The 16,883-nt window shown below is 69.7% G+C and carries 12 protein-coding genes and 1 pseudogene; 8 read left to right on the top strand and 5 right to left on the bottom strand.

Annotated elements, in window-relative coordinates:
* Both G6048_RS38785 and G6048_RS38780 read left to right on the top strand, forming a co-directional pair.
* A partial coding sequence (locus G6048_RS38785; protein ID WP_165344292.1) for a type I polyketide synthase occupies window positions 1-3,334 on the top strand: 3,334 nt, incomplete at its 5' end.
* Window positions 3,335-3,485: 151 nt separating this feature from the next.
* Entirely contained in the window at window positions 3,486-4,487 is a 1,002-nt protein-coding gene (locus G6048_RS38780) for a TauD/TfdA family dioxygenase (RefSeq protein ID WP_165344291.1), read from the top strand.
* Window positions 4,488-4,548: 61 nt separating this feature from the next.
* Here the strand turns inward: G6048_RS38780 and G6048_RS38775 are convergent, their stop codons facing one another.
* From G6048_RS38775 to G6048_RS38760, 4 genes are all read right to left on the bottom strand, one after another.
* Complete coding sequence (locus tag G6048_RS38775) at window positions 4,549-5,175, bottom strand: helix-turn-helix transcriptional regulator (RefSeq protein WP_165344290.1); 627 nt, start codon at window positions 5,173-5,175, stop codon at window positions 4,549-4,551.
* A gap of 119 nt (window positions 5,176-5,294) precedes the next feature.
* Window positions 5,295-6,689 (bottom strand): phenylacetate--CoA ligase family protein, encoded by a 1,395-nt coding sequence (locus G6048_RS38770; RefSeq protein ID WP_165344289.1) that lies wholly within the window; start codon window positions 6,687-6,689, stop codon window positions 5,295-5,297.
* Window positions 6,690-6,828: 139 nt separating this feature from the next.
* The gene (locus tag G6048_RS38765; protein ID WP_165344288.1) at window positions 6,829-7,530 is read right to left on the bottom strand and encodes a response regulator; all 702 of its coding nucleotides are present in this window, start codon (window positions 7,528-7,530) and stop codon (window positions 6,829-6,831) included.
* On the bottom strand, window positions 7,527-9,134 hold the full coding sequence (locus G6048_RS38760; protein WP_235990909.1) for an ATP-binding protein: 1,608 nt from the start codon (window positions 9,132-9,134) through the stop codon (window positions 7,527-7,529). The genes G6048_RS38765 and G6048_RS38760 overlap by 4 nt, the downstream gene beginning before the upstream one ends.
* A gap of 257 nt (window positions 9,135-9,391) precedes the next feature.
* Here G6048_RS38760 and G6048_RS38755 point away from each other — a divergent pair, with 257 nt between their 5' ends.
* The 6 genes and pseudogenes from G6048_RS38755 to G6048_RS38730 all read left to right on the top strand — a co-directional run bounded on the left by G6048_RS38755 (window position 9,392) and on the right by G6048_RS38730 (window position 16,188).
* Entirely contained in the window at window positions 9,392-10,768 is a 1,377-nt protein-coding gene (locus tag G6048_RS38755) for a cation:dicarboxylate symporter family transporter (RefSeq protein WP_165344286.1), read from the top strand.
* Window positions 10,769-11,027: 259 nt separating this feature from the next.
* Window positions 11,028-11,337, top strand: a pseudogene (locus G6048_RS38750) (DUF2127 domain-containing protein); the annotation flags it as partial.
* Between the two features lie 154 nt (window positions 11,338-11,491).
* Complete coding sequence (locus tag G6048_RS38745; protein WP_165344285.1) at window positions 11,492-11,920, top strand: MerR family transcriptional regulator; 429 nt, start codon at window positions 11,492-11,494, stop codon at window positions 11,918-11,920.
* On the top strand, window positions 11,917-12,249 hold the full coding sequence (gene trxA, locus G6048_RS38740) for a thioredoxin (protein WP_328828243.1): 333 nt from the start codon (window positions 11,917-11,919) through the stop codon (window positions 12,247-12,249). Before G6048_RS38745 ends, trxA begins: the two co-directional genes overlap by 4 nt.
* A gap of 138 nt (window positions 12,250-12,387) precedes the next feature.
* Window positions 12,388-14,646, top strand: a complete 2,259-nt coding sequence (locus tag G6048_RS38735) for a HelD family protein (protein WP_206342669.1) — start codon at window positions 12,388-12,390, stop codon at window positions 14,644-14,646.
* Between the two features lie 111 nt (window positions 14,647-14,757).
* Window positions 14,758-16,188: a cytochrome P450 gene (locus G6048_RS38730; RefSeq protein WP_165344284.1), complete on the top strand. Its 1,431-nt coding sequence runs from the start codon at window positions 14,758-14,760 to the stop codon at window positions 16,186-16,188.
* A gap of 21 nt (window positions 16,189-16,209) precedes the next feature.
* Here the strand turns inward: G6048_RS38730 and G6048_RS38725 are convergent.
* Window positions 16,210-16,883: alpha amylase C-terminal domain-containing protein (locus tag G6048_RS38725; protein WP_206342668.1), on the bottom strand; the 674-nt coding region annotated here is incomplete at its 5' end.

Raw genomic sequence — 16,883 nt, 5'->3', positions numbered from 1 at the left:
GGGTGGCAGTGGGCAGGGGGCGTACGCGGCGGCGAATGCCCATCTCGATGCGCTGGCGGAACAGCGTCGGGCACGGGGCGTGGTCGCGACCTCGGTGGCCTGGGGCATGTGGCACGGCGAAGGACTGATGTCCGGCCAGGAAGCTGTGGCCGAGGTGTTCGCCCGGCTCGGTATGCGCGCGATGGATCCGGATCAGGCGATCTCGGTGCTGCACCAGGCACTGGACCAGAACGAGACCGCTCTTACCGTCAGCGATGTGGACTGGGAACGCTTCGTCTCGGTGTTCACGGCCGCCCGCCCGCGCCCGTTCCTCGACGACCTGCCCGACGTCCAACAGGTCCACCGCCCGTCGGAAGGCGCCCACGAGGGCGCCCACGAAGGTGCCCACGAGGGGTCCGCATCCCGCTCCGCACTCACCGACCGCTTCGCTGACAGCCTGGCCGGAATGCCCCCGGCCGAGCAGCACCGGACGGTACTGGCGCTGGTGCGGGCCCAGGCCGCCGCCGTACTCGGGCACGGTTCCGGGGACGAGGTGGACGGCGACCGGCAGTTCATGGACGTCGGCCTCAACTCGGTAACCGCCGTCGAGCTGCGCAATCGGCTCAACGAGGTCACCGGACTGCGCCTGCCGGTCTCGTTGGCCTTCGATCACCCCACGCCGCACGCGCTGGCCCGCCATGTCCGGGCGGTGGTGGTGGGCACCGAGGACGATGCCCTGACGGAGACCACCGCCGAGACAGCCGCGGTCGTCACGGGTGCCGACGACGACCCGGTCGCCATCATCGGAATGAGCTGCCGCCTGCCGGGCGGAGTCGAGTCACCGGAGCAGCTGTGGGAGCTGGTCATGGCGGGCCGGGACGCGATCTCCGACCTGCCGGGCGACCGCGGCTGGGAGGCCGTGGAGCGACTGGCGGAACTCGAGGTGGACCTGGCCGGCGGGCGCTGGATCCGCAAGGGCGGATTCATCGACAGCGCCGCCGAGTTCGACGCCGGGTTCTTCGGAATCTCCGCTGAAGAGGCGCTGGCGATGGACCCGCAGCAGCGGCTGCTGCTGGAGACTTCCTGGGAAGCCATCGAACGGGCGGGTATCGACCCGCGGACGATGCGCGGAAGCGGCACAGGTGTGTACGTCGGTACCTTCTACCAGGCGTACTGGGCGGGCCTGAACGGGATCGCCGAGGACGTCAAGCCGTTCCTCGGAACAGGAGTCAGCCCCATGTTCGCCTCCGGGCGGATCGCCTACGCACTCGGCCTGGAGGGTCCCACCCTCACGACGGATACCGGATGCTCGTCGTCGGGGGTGGCACTGCACGTGGCGTGTCAGGCGGTGCGCCGGGGCGACTGCTCTTCCGCACTCGTAGGCGGCGTGACCGTACTGTCCAGTCCGATGGGCATGCCGGACCATGGCGGTATCGCCTCCGACGGCCGTTGCCGGGCGTTCTCCGCGGATGCCGACGGGACAGGCTGGGGTGAGGGCGCGGCGATGGTGATGATCGAGCGCCTGTCCGAGGCCCGCCGCCTCGGCCACCCGGTCCTCGCGGTGATCCGAGGATCCGCCGTCAACAACAATGGTGCGAGCAACGGCCTGTCGGCCCCCAACGGGCCGTCGCAGCAACGGCTGATCCGCCAGGCGCTGGCGGACGCCGGGCTGTCCGCGGACGAGGTCGACGTGGTGGAGACGCACAGCACGGGCAGCCCTCTGGGCGACGCGATCGAGGCGCAGGCGCTGCTGGCCACGTACGGGCAGGACCGCCCGGCGGACCGGCCGGTGCAGCTGGGTACGGTCAAGTCCAACGTCGGTCACTCGCAGGCGGCTTCCGCCCTGGTCGGCGTCATCAAGATGGTCATGGCGATACGCCGCGGTGTGCTGCCGAAGACCCTGTACGCCGAATCCCGCTCACCACGGACGGACTGGGATTCCGGAGCGGTCTCGCTGCTGACCGAGACGGTGCCGTGGCCGGACACGGGCCGGCCGCGGCGCGCCGCGGTCTCCTCTTTCGGAGCCAGTGGCACCAAAGCGCACATCGTTCTTGAACAGGACACGCCGCCGCTGCCGTTCGCGGACGAGCCCTCCGTGATCACCCCTGCCTCGGAGCACCGCCATGCCGGCCCGGTGCCGGTGCTCGTGTCGTCCCGGAGCCGTGACGGGCTGCGGGAACAGGCGTGCAGGCTGAAGGAGTTCATGGAAGACCGCCCGGAGACCGGGCCACGCGACCTCGCCTGGTCTCTGGCGACCACCCGGTCGGCATTCGAGTACCGGGCCGTGCTGTTCGCCGAGGACCGGGATGAGCTGCTGGCGGCGCTGGCGGCCGTGCAGCGGGGCGAAGCCCCGGAGCAGATGGTGGGCGGCAGGGCCGCGACGGACACCAGGACCGGGTTCCTCTTCACGGGGATCACGAATCTCACAGGGTTCATGGAGCAGGGGGCACGCTCCCTCGGAGCCGAAAGCCGATGCAAGGGCGCCGCGAAGGAGCTGTACGACCGCTTCCCGGCCTTCGCCTACGCACTGGACGAGGCGTGCGCGTGCCTCGATGCCGCGTACGTCGGCCTGGAACCCCCGACGCGCGACATCGCACTGGGCCTGGACCCGGGCGGGGCGGCGCCCGATCCGGTGGTGACTCGCGCGGTGTCCTTCGCCCATGAGGTCGCGTCAGGCGCTTTGCTGCACCAGCTGGGCCTCGAACCGGAGGTCTCGGCCGGGCACGGCCTCGGCCTGATCGCCGCTGTTCACGCGGCCGGGACACTGACCCTCGAGGACGCGGCCACCCTGGTCGTCGCCGCGGGCCGACTGCCGAAGGCGGCGGGACCGGCGGCCGAGGAGGAATTTCGGCGCGCGGTGAAGCATGTGAGGCTTCACCCGGCGCGCTTGCCTTGCGTTTCCGCCCCGACCGGTGAACCACTCGTGTACGAGCGCCTGCTGACGCCTGGCTATTGGTCACGAGAACGCGAGACAGACGAGGCACAAGAGACCCACAAGGCGGCCGGGACCGACGAGGCACACGAGGCAACCGCTGAGCCGCTGCCCGAGTCCATCGGCGCACTGGCCGGCAGAGTTGCCCTGACACGAGCCGAGCCCACCGCCCTGAACGAGGGCCTGCGGCCCGGTGACGGCGTGCTGCGGGCCATTGCCCAGGCGCACGTGAGTGGCGCACCGGTCGCCTGGCGGCGGACGTTGTCCGCGCTGGGCGTGCCGACCGCGCCCGTCGAGCTTCCCACGTATGCCTTCCGGCGCGACCGCTACTGGCTGAAGGCCAACCCTGTGGCAATGTTCGGCAATGCTCTGGTCGCAATGAACGCTTCCGACCAGACCGGTGCGCGAGCCATGGGGAATTGATCGAAGACCCGCGGGGATCACGTCCCGTCTTTACGGGACATGTCGAGGACTGCGGCGGCACCGAGGATTAACCCGGAGAAGAGGTGTCGCCCGGCGGCCTTGCCGTCGAATTGAACCGGTACGGGGGGCAGCGATCCCTCAAGGAGTTGTGATGACTGTTGCCGCACCTGTCGATGAGCGGAGCCCGGTCGTGGAGCTGAGCCGGGCCGAGGCGAATTCCGTTGCCCGGACAGCCGAAGGACTCTGTGCGGCCGGCCATGAGCGGGTGGACAGCGAGGGGTTCGTCCGGCTGGCCAGGGAGGTGTGGGAGGACATGCCGCGGCAGTTACGGCGTACGATGCGCGAGTTTCGCCGAGATTCCGGCCGTCATGGTGCTCTCATATTCCGCGGTCTGCCGGTTGGCGCCGGGGCACTTCCGCCCACCCCCAATGCAAGGGGCTCGGTGCAGTCCACGGTGACCGTCTCCGCCGCCGTTCTGCTTCTCATGGCGCATGGTCTCGGCGACCCGGCGGCCTTCCGGGAGGAGAAGTCCGGGGCGCTGGTTCAGGACGTCGTCCCCGTTCCCGGGCAGGAGGAAATCCAGGGCAATCCCGGATCGGTGCTGCTGTCGTTCCACATCGAGAGCGCGTTCCATGAACACCGTCCCGACTATGTGTCGCTGTTGTGTCTACGATCGGATCAGGAAGGCGTCGCGGGGCTGCGAACGGTATGTGTGCGGCAGGTACTCTCCGCGCTCAGCGACGAGAGCCGGGACACGTTGTTCCGCGCTGAGTTCCAGACCGCACCGCCGTCGTCGTTCGCCCTCGACGGCGATCAGGCCCCCGTTCACGCCGTCCTGTCGGGCGCACCGCACGACCCGGATCTCCGGGTCGACCTGGCCTCGACGACGCCCCGGACATCGGCGGCCGCGGCCGCTCTTCTGGAGTTGGGCGAGCTCTTCGACAGCACTGCCGAGACGTTTCATCTCATCCCCGGCGATCTCGCCGTTGTGGACAACAGGGTGGCGGCACACGGTCGCACTGCTTTCCGGCCCCGCTACGACGGCCAGGACCGCTGGTTGCAGCGCACTTTTGTCATGAGTGATCTACGGCGTTCCCGCGACCACCGGCCCCACGACGGCTACGTTCTCCATTTTGGAGACGAGGGGGCATAAAAATTCCGCAAACGAAGAGGCGTGAGAAAGGTGGACTGAAAAGGCGCCCCCGTCGAACCGGTTACCCGACGCCGCTCACCTGACCGCAAACATCACTCCCGGCATCGAGGCCGCTCAACATCGCCGCGCGCGTCAGTTCGGCTTTGTTGCCGAGATCGAGCTTCGATCTGATGCGCTTGACGTACGTGTCGACAGTGTGCGGGCTGATGGCCAGGGCGCGGGCTATTTGCCCGTGCGTCAGACCGACCGCGATCCGGGCGAGAACCTGTTGTTCCCTGGGCGACAGTGCGCCGGGTTCGACGTTCTGCTCGGTCAGGTCGGCGAGTTGAGAATGGGGTGCGATTCCGTCGAACGTGACGGTTCTGACCACCTCGACCACGGTACTCGCCGGGGCACTGCGGTCGATCGTGGCGGCTGCCCCGGCCCGCCGATACTCCTCCAAGGTCCGGTTGTCACCGGCAGGGACGATCAGAACAACCGGTACGCCGGGAGGAATCTCTGCGGTGAACGCGCCTGGCGAGGTGTTGTGCACGGTTTCCCGGGCGACGAGAAAAACGTCCGCACCAGTGGTACGACGCTCCTCCCACACGGTGTGCACGCCGATGACCGTGAAACCCGCGCGGACGAGTATGTCGGTCAAGCCGTGGGCAAAGATCGGGAACGCTTCGAAGATGCCGACTTTGATCACATAAGCCCCTGGCGATCCCGAACTCGTTTCTTTGACGAGGTCGAGGATAGGAAGGCCGGGCCTTGGGGGGTCCTCAGCCGCTCCTCGCCCGGTCCTCACAGCAGGTCCGCGGCGGCCCGTCAGGTGACGTCTTCGCGCGCCTCGTCCAGAGGGATGATCAGGCGGTACTTGCCGCCCGCTGACTGCTGCGGCGCATCGGTGTCGAGCGTGACCTCGACGTTGTGCAGGCCGTGCTCGCCGAGGAACCGGTGGACTTCGGACCGCACGTTGTCCCACACGTGATCGGCGTCGGCGTCACGCGCGGGCTTGACCCGCACACTCAGGGCCGTCCGGCTCGTCTGCACCACTTGCGCGAGTTCAAGCCCCGGAGCCATGTCCACGACGAGAGCCAGTGCCCCCGGCGGGACGCCGACCGCACGACTGCGGACATCGTGGAAGGTGAGCGCCTCGGTGGAGCGCCCCTTGATGCGGATCGCGGTGAACGGACTGCCGCACGGGCACGGATCGGGCCGGGTGAGGACGGAGTCGCCGAGGTCGTAACGCAGGATCGGCTGGACGCGGTTCGCGAGATTGGTCAGCAGCACGGTGTGCGAGTGTTCACCGGCCGGCACCGGGCGGTGCTCGGCGTCGACCGGCTCCAGGATGACCCAGTCGGCGTTGACGTGCAGCCAGCCGTGCGCACAGCTGACCGCGGCCGACATGAACTCCGTGGCGCTGTAGCTGTTCGCGATCCTGGCGTCGAAGACCCGCGCGATCCGCTCATACCCCTGTTCCGTCAGGCCCTCGGCGGACAGGACGACCAGCCGCGGGGAGATGCGCAGGCGGCCGGCCTCCTGCTCGCCGGCGAGGAGTGCCACCTGGCCCGCGTAGCCGACCAGGATGTTGGGCTGGAACCGGTTGAGCTCGTCGACGATCTCCGGCAGGGGCGAGAAGACGGAGAAGCCCCGCACTGTCTTGCTGCCCTTTCCGTCCCTGACGATGGACCGCGGCAGCACGGTCGAGGACGCGAAGTGGCCGCCGAGCGCCATCACGTACGCCATGCGTCCGCCGCCCCGGACGATGGCGCGCACATCGGCCGGCCGAAGCCAGCTCTTGAAGGAACGCAGGGCGAGCGCGCTGGTGACGGCCGTGCTCCGCTTGTCGAACACGAAGATGCCCCGGACGCCGCTGCTGCCCGACGTGGTGCCCACCCGGTATGTGCCGAGAAAGTCCGTCCCCACGAGTGCGGGGTCGTCGGTGAACGCGACGGCCCGCTCCAGTGAGACATCACGGTCCGTCACCCAGTCGTCGAACCGCCCCATGAGGCTTTTCTTGTCCGTTATGGGAAGTGTGGTGGCGTCGCCGACATATTCGGGCAGACCGCTGTAGAGCTCGCGATAATAGGGTGAATAGGTGCGGGCATGGGACACGGCCGCGGCCAGACGCGTGGCGCGTCGCCGTTCCAGCTTTATGGGTCCCTCTTTCTCTGCCCGGCGTATGTCGAGAAGGAGTTGGGCGGTTCTGTAGACACTCATGCAATATCCCCCGTGGTGCCGCTCAGCTACTCGGTTGAAAGTTTACCGAGTAGCGATTATTCCGCACGCCGGCCTCGAAGGATGGGAGTTTCTCAGGTTTTTTCTAGACCGTTTTGGAGGCTTTCCCCCGCGATGGGCATTATCCGCGCCCCTGCGCGCTGCTGACCCACCGATAGACCAGTTCAGGCCTGCCGACCTGTCCGTACAAGGGACTCCGTCCGGCCCGGCCCGCCGCCACCAGATGCTCCAGATACCGCCGGGCCGTGATCCGGGAGATCCCCACGGCCTCCGCGACCCCGGCCGCCGTGAGCCCTTCCTCGGCCTCCCGCAAGGTGCCCGTCACCCGCTCCAGCGTCGGCGCGCTCAGCCCCTTCGGCAGGGCGGCCGGCCCCGGCGCCCGCAGGACGGCCAGCGCCCGGTCGACCTCTTCCTGCCCGCTCGCCTCGCCCGCCGCCGCGTGGAACTCCGCGTACCGCACCAGCCGGTCCCGCAGCGTCGCGAAGGTGAACGGCTTCAGGACGTACTGGACGACGCCCAGCGAGACCCCCTCCCGCACCACCGCGAGATCCCGCGCCGACGTCACCGCGATCACGTCCGCGTGGTACCCGGCCGCCCGCAGCGTCCGCGCCAGCTGCAGCCCGTGCACGTCCGGCAGATGCAGATCCAGCAGCAGCAGGTCCACCGGTATCCGTTCCAGCGCGCGCCGCGCCTCCGCCCCGGTGTGGACCTTGCCGACGGCCACGAAACCCGGCACCCGGCCGACGTACATGACATGCGCGTCCGCCGCCACCGGGTCGTCCTCCACGACCAGCACGCGAATGGGGTGCCCGTCCACCGTCATGCGTCACCTCCTGGCACCGGAGCGGACTCGACCGCCGTACGTTCCGCCGCCGTAGGTTTCTCCGCCGTACGCAGCGGCAACCGCACCTCGAACTCCGCCCCGCCCGCGTCGGCCTTCCGCACCGACAGTGTCCCCTCGTGCCGCGCGACCGCCTGCCGCACCAGCGCCAGGCCCAGCCCTCGCCCGTTCGCCCCGCCCGGCTTCGTGGAGAAGCCCCGCTGGAAGACGAGCTCGGCGTGCGCGGAATCCACCCCCGGCCCGGTGTCCGAGACCCGCAGCACCAGCTCGGCACCGTCCGTGTACGCCGTCACCGTCGCCCGCGCCCGCCTGCTCCCCTGCGCGGCGTCCACGGCGTTGTCGATCAGGTTCCCGAGGATCGTCACCAGGTCCCGGGCCTGAAGGCTCTCCGGGAGTAAACCGTCGTCCAGTCGGCTGTCCTCCGACACCACCAGCTCCACGCCCCGCTCGTTCGCCTGTGCCGTCTTGCCCAGCAGCAGCGCGGCCAGCACCGGTTCGCTCACCGCAGCCACCACCTGGTCCGTCAGCGCCTGCGCCAGCTCCAGCTCCGCGGTCGCGAACTCCACGGCCTCCTCCGCCCGGTGCAGCTCGATCAGCGACACCACCGTGTGGAGGCGGTTCGCCGCCTCGTGTGCCTGCGAGCGCAGTGCCTGCGTGAAGCCCCGCTCGGAGTCCAGCTCGCCCATCAGCGACTGGAGCTCGGTGACGTCCCTCAGCGTCACCACCGTCCCGCGTCGCTCACCTCCCGACACCGGCGACGTGTTCACCACCAGGACGCGCGAGGACGTCAGATGCACCTCGTCCACCCGCGGCTCCGAGGCCAGCAGAGCCCCGGTCAGCGGCGCGGGGAGCCCGAGATCGGCAACGGACCCGCCGACCACCTCGCCCGACACCCCGAGCAGCTCCCGCCCTCCGTCGTTGATCAGCGCCACCCGGTACTGCGCGTCCAGCATCAGCAGCCCTTCGCGCACCGCGTGCAGCGCGGCCTGGTGGTAGTCGTGCATGTTGCTGAGCTCGGTCGCGTTCATGCCGTGGGTGTGGCGGCGGAGGCGGGCGTTGATGACGTAGGTGCCGACCGCGCCGATGGCGAGGGCGCCGCCCGCGACGCCGACCAGGGCGGCCACCTGGCCCCGCGCCCGGTCGCTGATCGCCTGCACCCGTATGCCCGCGCTGACCAGGCCGACGACCCGGCCGCCGTCCTTGACCGGCGTGACCGCGCGCATGGACTCGCCGAGGGTGCCGGTGTACGTCTCCGTGAAGGACCCCCCGCGCTGGGCGGGGCCGATACGGCCGAGGAAGCTCTTGCCGATCTGGTTCTTGTCGGGATGCGTCCAGCGGATGCCCTGCGGGTCCATGATCGTCACGAAGTCGACGTCGGCGTCGCGCATCACCCGCAGCGCGTATGGCTGGAGCTGGGCCGACGGGTCGGCGGTGTGGATCGCCTCGCGCACCGACGGGGAGTCCGCGACCGAGCGGGCCACCGCCATGGCCTGGCGGCGCGCCGAGTCCTCGGCCTGGCGGCCGTCACTGACGTACGAGAACAGCGCATACCCGATGACGACCACCGCGATCAGCACAGCCTGCATGGCGAAGAGCTGGGCGGCCAGGCTGCGCGGGCGCGGGATACGAGCCAGAGAGCTCCCTGCGTACGGCAGGCAGCCGACCGAAAAGGAGGGGACGGGGATGCGCATGCCGTCAGTCTGCCCCCATGGCTGATTGTGAACTAAATGAACGGAAGGGTGACCGCGCTCACACAGCCCGGCATAGTCACGGCAACCCCGATATCGAACCCCCGGACGTGAGCCGCACGCCGGTGTTGCCCAAGCGTCATCAAGGAGCCGCCGTGACCAGCGCAGCCGATACGGCACCAGTCGCACCCAAAACCAAGCGGGACCGTACCCACTACCTGTACATCGCCGTGATCGTCGCGGTGGCACTCGGCATCCTCGTGGGCCTCACCGCGCCCGGCGTCGCCGTCGAGCTCAAGCCACTCGGCACGGGCTTCGTCAACCTGATCAAGATGATGATCTCACCGATCATCTTCTGCACGATCGTGCTGGGCATCGGCTCGGTGCGCAAAGCAGCCAAGGTTGGCGCCGTCGGCGGTATCGCCCTCGGCTACTTCACGGCGATGTCCCTGGTCGCACTGGGCATCGGCCTGGTCGTCGGCAACATCCTGCACCCCGGCGAGGGCCTGCACCTGACGGACGCGATCAAGCAGGCGGGCCACGCCCAGGTGTCGTCCGAAGCGCTGCCGCCCGTCGACTTCGCGCTCTCGATCATCCCGACGACCTTCGCCTCCGCGTTCACCGAGGGCCAGGTCCTGCAGACCCTCATCGTCGCGCTCCTCACCGGATTCGCGCTGCAGGCGCTGGGCCCGGTCGGCGCGCCGGTGCTGCGCGGCATCGACCACATCCAGCGGCTCATCTTCCGCATCCTCGCCATGGTGATGTGGGCCGCGCCGATCGGTGCCTTCGGTGCGATCGCCGCTGTCGTGGGCTCGGCCGGAGTGGACGCGCTCAAGAGCCTCGCCGTGCTGATGCTCGGCTTCTACGTCACCTGCATCCTGTTCGTCTTCGTGGTGCTCGGGCTACTGCTGCGCCTGGTGACGGGCGTGAACCTCTTCATGCTGCTGCGGTATCTGGGCCGTGAGTTCCTGCTGATCATGTCCACCTCCTCCTCCGAGTCGGCGCTTCCGCTGCTCATCGCGAAGATGGAGCACCTCGGGGTCAGCAAGCCGGTGGTCGGCATCACCGTCCCGACCGGCTACTCCTTCAACCTCGACGGCACCATGATCTACATGACCATGGCGTCGCTCTACATCGCCGAAGCGCTGGGCACGCCGATGTCCATCGGCGAGCAGATCCCGCTGCTGCTCTTCCTCCTCGTCGCCTCCAAGGGCGCGGCGGGTGTCAGCGGCGCCGGCCTCGCCACGCTGGCCGGCGGTCTGCAGTCCCACAAGCCCGCACTGGTCGACGGCATCGGCCTGGTCGTCGGCATCGACCGCCTCATGAGCGAGGCCCGCGCCGTCACCAACTTCGCGGGCAACGCGGTGGCCACCCTCCTGATCGGCACCTGGACGAAGGAGGTCGACAAGGAGCGGGTCAAGCAGGTGCTCGCCGGAGAGCTGCCCTTCGACGCCACGCTGGTGGACCAGGCGGCGACCCCGGAGGAGACCGAGGCGTTCGAGGAGGACGGCAAGGAGCTGGCCAAGGCCTGACGTAAGGGCCCTCAACCCGGGCCCCCGGCCCGGGCACAGACTCCGGGCGGCTGAGATGCATCCCCCGTCACTCAGCCGCCCGGTCCACATCCGCAGGCGTGCACGCCCGCTGCAGTCAGGACGGCGACTGTGGCGGGCGTGTCCGCCTCTCGGACGGCCGGCAGTTGGCACCCGCTGATCCTCATCGACCTCCTACCGTCCTCCACTAACGTGCCGCGCCGTGCCGCAGGAAGCGGCACGGCGGTGAAGGGCACCGGGGATGACGATCGACTGGGACTGCGAACGGCTGCATGCCGAAACCTGGCTCGGCGAGGCCGGGCGGTGTTTGCGCTGCGGGACTTCGCGTGGGGCGCGCCGCACGGCTCGGGCCCGGCGGACTGGACGCCCTCGTGCCGCGCGGCAAGGTGCTCCGGGATCTGTTCATCCCGCGCCTCCTCGCGATCGAATGGGCCGGGCGCTGCCTGTTCGTCGTGCTGGTCGCGTAGCCGTGTGGAAGTTCAGCACCCGTCAGGACGCGGTGCGGCGGCTCTTCGGCGCGTACCTCGACGTTCTCCGCCCGGTCTTGCGGATCTACGAACTCGCCGTCCTCCATATCGCCCTCGCCAAGCGCCCGTTCGGCCTGCGCGACGGGCGCCAGGCCTTCGGGAGCGGCAGAGCGCATCTCCTCCGGGCTCCTGCCGAGGCCTTTGCCTTGACGTCGGCGTCAACGATTACCGTCGCAGCATGCGAATCGGCGAGCTGGCGGCGCGGGCCGGGACCACCACGCGGACCCTCCGGTACTACGAGTCGCGGGGGCTGCTGCCCGCGCGACGCGGCTCCAACGGGTACCGGACCTACGACGAGCATGATCTGCGGCTGTTGGAGCAGATCAGAACGTTGCAGGACTTCGGCTTCGAACTGGAGGAGACACGGCCCTTCGTGGAGTGTCTGCGGGCCGGGCACCCGGAGGGCGATTCGTGCCCTGCGTCGCTCGCCGTGTACCGGCGCAAGCTCGGTGAACTGGACGCGCTGATCGGCGAGTTGCAGGCCGTACGCGCGCAGGTCGGCGAGCAGCTGGCGAAGGCCGAGGCGGCGCGCGACGAACTGGCGGCCGGGGCGGAGGTTCCGGGCGGCCCGGAACCCGTATGCGAGCTGGGAGGGCGGACGCGGTGATCAAGGCAGAGGGCGTGGCCGAAGTGACGGACGTGGACTTCGAGGCGGAGGTGATCGGGGCGGAGCTGCCCGTTCTGGTGGAGTTCACGGCGGACTGGTGCCCGCCGTGCCGGCAGATCGCGCCGGTACTGAGCGCCGTCGCCTCCGAGGAGGGCGACCGGCTCAAGGTGGTCCAGCTGGACGTGGACACGAATCCGGAGATCACGAACGCGTACGGGGTGCTGTCGATGCCCACGCTCATGGTGTTCCGTGGCGGCGAGCCGGTGAAGTCCATGGTGGGAGCCAGGTCGAAGCGACGGCTCCTGGAGGAGCTGTCCGACGTGCTGTAACCAGCAGGCGAACAAGAAATCCCCCGCGGGTAATTGCCCGCAGGGGATTTCTTTGCGTATATTGAATGGTTCGCGACTTCACTCGAATTAGGTCGCGGAGAAGTTCAGTAGGCACAGTATATCGGGCCGGGAGTGGAATTGTCAAACAACGATTTTCCGGACGATGAATTCCGCCGTGAGCAGGAATTCATCGACGGGTTGTACGCGCGCGTCGACGCCCTGCGCGGCGGCACCGAGACCGCCGTGGCGGACGCGCTCGCGCAGGGCAGTACGCCGATGCAGGCGCGCCTGGAGCGGGACATCCTGGTCGCCGAGCGCTCGGGGCTGCTCGCCGCGCTGAACGCGGTGGACGGCTCCCTCTGCTTCGGCCGAATCGACCTCACCGACGGAATCCACCACCACATCGGCCGTATCGGAATCCGCGCCGACGACACCGAGCACACCCCGATTCTCATCGACTGGCGGGCCCCGGTCGCCCGCCCGTTCTACCTCGCCACCGGCCATACGCCCATGGGTCTGCGCCGCCGCCGGCACATCACCACCGAGGGCCGTGACGTCACCGCCCTGCACGACGAGATCCTCGACCTGGGCGACCAGGAGCGCACCGGGCACGAGGACCCGAGTGGCGACACCGTGCTGCTCGCCGCCCTCAACTCGGCGCGCACCGGCCGCATGGGCGACATCGTGCGGACCATCCAGGCCGAGCAGGACCGCATCATCCGCGCCCCGCACCGCGGGGTCCTCGTGGTCGAGGGCGGCCCGGGTACCGGCAAGACGGCCGTGGCGCTGCATCGCGCCGCATATCTCCTGTACGAACACCGGGAGTTGCTCGCCAAGAGGGCCGTCCTGATCGTCGGCCCGAACCCGGCATTCCTCGGCTACATCGGCGAGGTCCTGCCCTCGCTCGGCGAGACGGGCGTGCTGCTCGCGACCGTCGGCGAGCTCTACCCCGGCGTGCACGCGACCGCGACCGACACCCCCGAGGCCGCCGCCGTGAAGGGCCGCGCCGACATGGCGGACGTCCTGGCCGCCGTCGTACGGGACCGGGAGGCCCTGCCCGACCCGGTGATCGGCATCGAGCACGACCGGGACATCCTGCTGCTCGACGACGGTCTCGTACGCGTCGCCCGTGAGCGCACGCGTGAGGCACTGCTGCCGCACAACGCCGCCCGCGAGATCTTCGAGGGCCACATCCTCAACATCCTCACCGACATGGTCGCCGAGCGGATCGGCACGGATCCGTACGACGGCTCGAACCTGCTCGACGTCAGCGACATCACCCAGATCCGCGACGAACTGGCCGAGAACCCCGAAGTCTGGTCGGCCATCGACCAGTTGTGGCCGCGTCTCACCCCGCAGCGGCTCGTCGCGGACTTCCTCGCCGAGCCCGACGGCTACGTCCCCGAGGCGGACGCCGACGCCATCCGCCGCCCGGTGACGCGCGCCTGGACCACCTCCGACGTCCCCCTCCTCGACGAGGCCGCCGAACTCCTCGGCGAGGACGACCGGCCGGCGCGGGCCGCGGCCGAGCGGGAACGCGAGGAGCAGGTGGCGTACGCGCAGAGCGTGCTGGACATCTCATACGCCTCACGGACCTACGAGTTCGAGGACAAGGAGGAGGACGATCCCGAGGGGGCCGAGGTCCTGTCCGCGCACGACATCATCGACGCCGAGCGGATGGCCGAGCGGCACGAGGAGGACGACCACCGCAGCGCCGCCGAACGGGCCGCGGCCGACCGGACCTGGGCGTTCGGGCACATCATCGTGGACGAGGCGCAGGAACTGTCGCCGATGGCGTGGCGGCTGCTGATGCGGCGAAGCCCGACGCGGTCGATGACGCTCGTCGGGGATCCGGCGCAGACGGCCGACGCGGCGGGTGTCGGCTCCTGGTCCGGCATCCTGAACCCCTACGTCCAGGACCGCTGGGAGCACACCCGGCTCGCCGTCAACTACCGCACCCCGTCCGAGGTCATGGACGTCGCCGCGGCCGTGGTGCGGGCCGAGCAGCCCGGCTTCGAGCCGCCGAGTTCGGTGCGGTCGACGGGCGTACGGCCCTGGGCGCGGGCCACCGACGACCTGCCGGGAGCCGTGGCGAAGGCGGTCGCGGAACTGACCCCGGAGGAGGGGCGGTTGGCGGTGATCGCGCCCCGCGATCTGCACCGGTCGCTGGCCGCGCGTCTTGACGGCGTCACGGCGGGCGAGGAACCCGACCTGACGCGGTCCGTCGTACTCCTCGATCCGCGCCAGGCCAAGGGCCTGGAGTTCGACTCGGTGCTGGTGGTCGAGCCGTCGCGGTACGGCACGAGCGATCTGTACGTGGCGCTGACCCGGGCCACGCAGACGCTCGGAGTCGTCCACACGGGGGAGCTGCCGCAGGCGCTGGCGACCGCCTTCTGAACGGCCCGGCTTTGCGGGTGTATTCCGGCATCTGGCGCATACATCACCGAGTCGTAACAGTTGACGTCATGGTCACAGCTTGTGCACGCGCGGTGCGGTATGCGTGTTCGCATGAACCCTCAACCATCCGCCGCGGCCCCGGACGGGGCGCCCCCGCTCGAGTCGTTGCGCGTCGAGCCGTTGCTGACGTCGGCGTTCGACACGGATCCGGCCGGTGTGTACGCGCATCTCCGGCGTACGTACGGTCCGGTGGCGCCCGTCGGACTCATGGGCGTACCGGTGTGGCTGGTCCTCGACTACCGCGAGGTCCTGGAGGTGCTCCGCAAGGAGAGCCTGTGGCGGCGGGACATCCGGTACTGGAGGGCGCGGGCCGAGGGACGACTGCCGCAGGACTGGCCGCTGCTCGCCGGATACGAGGTGCGGCAGACGATGTTCATGGACGACGAGGAGCATCTCGCCGCCCGGCAGACGTACCACTCCGCGCTCGGGCCGTTCCAGGACGCCCGTACGCCGCAAGGGTGGGAGCTGCGCTCGGCCGTCGTGTCGTACGCGGACGAGCTCGTCGCCATGCTGGCGGCGGAGTCCGGTACGGCGGGGTTCATGGACCTGGCCGCGCAGTACACCAGGCCGCTGCTGCTGATGGTCACGACCCGGTTGTTCGGCTGTCCCGTCGAACTCGGGGACGAGATGGTCATAGACATGTGGCGGATGCTCGACGGCGGGCCCGACGCGGGGCCCGCCACCGGGCGGGCGCTCGCGGCCATGACCCGGCTGGCCGCGCATCGGCGGGCCGTGCCCGGCGACGACCTCACGTCCTACCTGCTCCTCGCCGACCCCTCCCTGTCCGACGAGCAGCTCGGCCGGGAGCTGTTCATGAACGCGGTGTATCTCAACGACATCACCGGCAACATGGTGTGCAACACGCTGCTGGAGGTGTTGCGGGGCAACGCCACCGTGCGGCGGAGCCTGTCGGCCGGCCTGATCGGCGAGACCGTCAACCGGGCCGCGCTGGCCAACGCGCCCGTGGCCAACATGTGCTTCCGTTTCGCCGCGCATGATGTGCGCCTCGGCAACTTCTGGATCCGGGCGGGTGACGCGGTCTCGCCGTCCGCGGCGGCGGCGCATCAGGATCTGATGGCGATCGGGTCGCACCTCGTGGACTCCACGGTGAGTACGCGGGCGCATCTGGGGTGGGGGGCCGGGCCGCACCAGTGCCCGAGCGCTGCCCGCGAGCTGGCGGGCGCGGTGGTGGCCACGGCGGTCGGCCGCATCTTCGACCACTTCACGAAGGTCGAACTTACGCTGCCTGCCGATCAGTTGCCGTGGCGGTCGGGGCCGGTGGTGCGGGGGCTGCGGCTGCTGCCCGTCCGCTACGAGCTCGGCGCGGGGCATCCCGTCGCCGGGCAGGGGGCGGCGTCGCCGCCGCGTGCTGCCGCGAACGGGGCGCCGCGGGCGGATGCCTCGCAGGCGTCGCGGCACCATGCGCGGGGGTTGCTGGCGGCGCTGCGGCATCTGATGTGGGGTACGCGCAAGGGGGGTTGAGGGGGGCGAAACCAACCCGCCCTACGCCGGCCGCAGCCACACCGTGGAAAGCGGCGGCAGCGTCAGCCGGATGCTCGCTGGGCGCCCGTGCCAGCCCTGGGCGTCCGGCTTGAGCGGGTCGGGGCCGGTGACGTCGCTGCCGCCGTACCCACCGGCGTCCGTGTTCAGGCACTCGTGCCAAGCGGGGACGTCGTCCGGAACCCCGACCCGGTATTCACGCCGGACCACCGGCGAGAAATGCGACACCACCAGCAACGGCGAGCCCGCCGCGTCGAAGCGCAGGAACGCGAACACGTTGTCCTCCGCAGCGTCGCCCGTGACCCACGAGAACCCCGTCGGATCCGTGTCGCGCTCCCACAGCGCGGGAGTCCGCCGGTACACGGAGTTCAGGTCGCGCACCAGGTCGCGTACACCCCGGTGCTCCGCCTCCGCCCCGTACGCCGGATCCAGCAGCCACCAGTCCGGCCCATGAGCCTCCGACCACTCCGCCCCTTGCGCGAACTCCTGCCCCATGAAGAGGAGTTGCTTACCGGGATGCGCCCACATGTAGCCCAGATACGCCCGGTGATTCGCCCGTTGCTGCCACCAGTCGCCCGGCATCTTCGACACCAACGACCGCTTGCCGTGCACGACCTCGTCGTGCGAGATGGGCAGCACGTAGTTCTCGCTGTAGGCGTACACCATCGAGAACGTCA

Origin of the sequence: Streptomyces ureilyticus, assembly GCF_011045025.1 — a bacterium.
GTDB classification, from domain to species: Bacteria; Actinomycetota; Actinomycetes; order Streptomycetales; family Streptomycetaceae; genus Streptomyces; species Streptomyces ureilyticus.
This window is presented reverse-complemented; position numbering and strand designations above follow the sequence as displayed.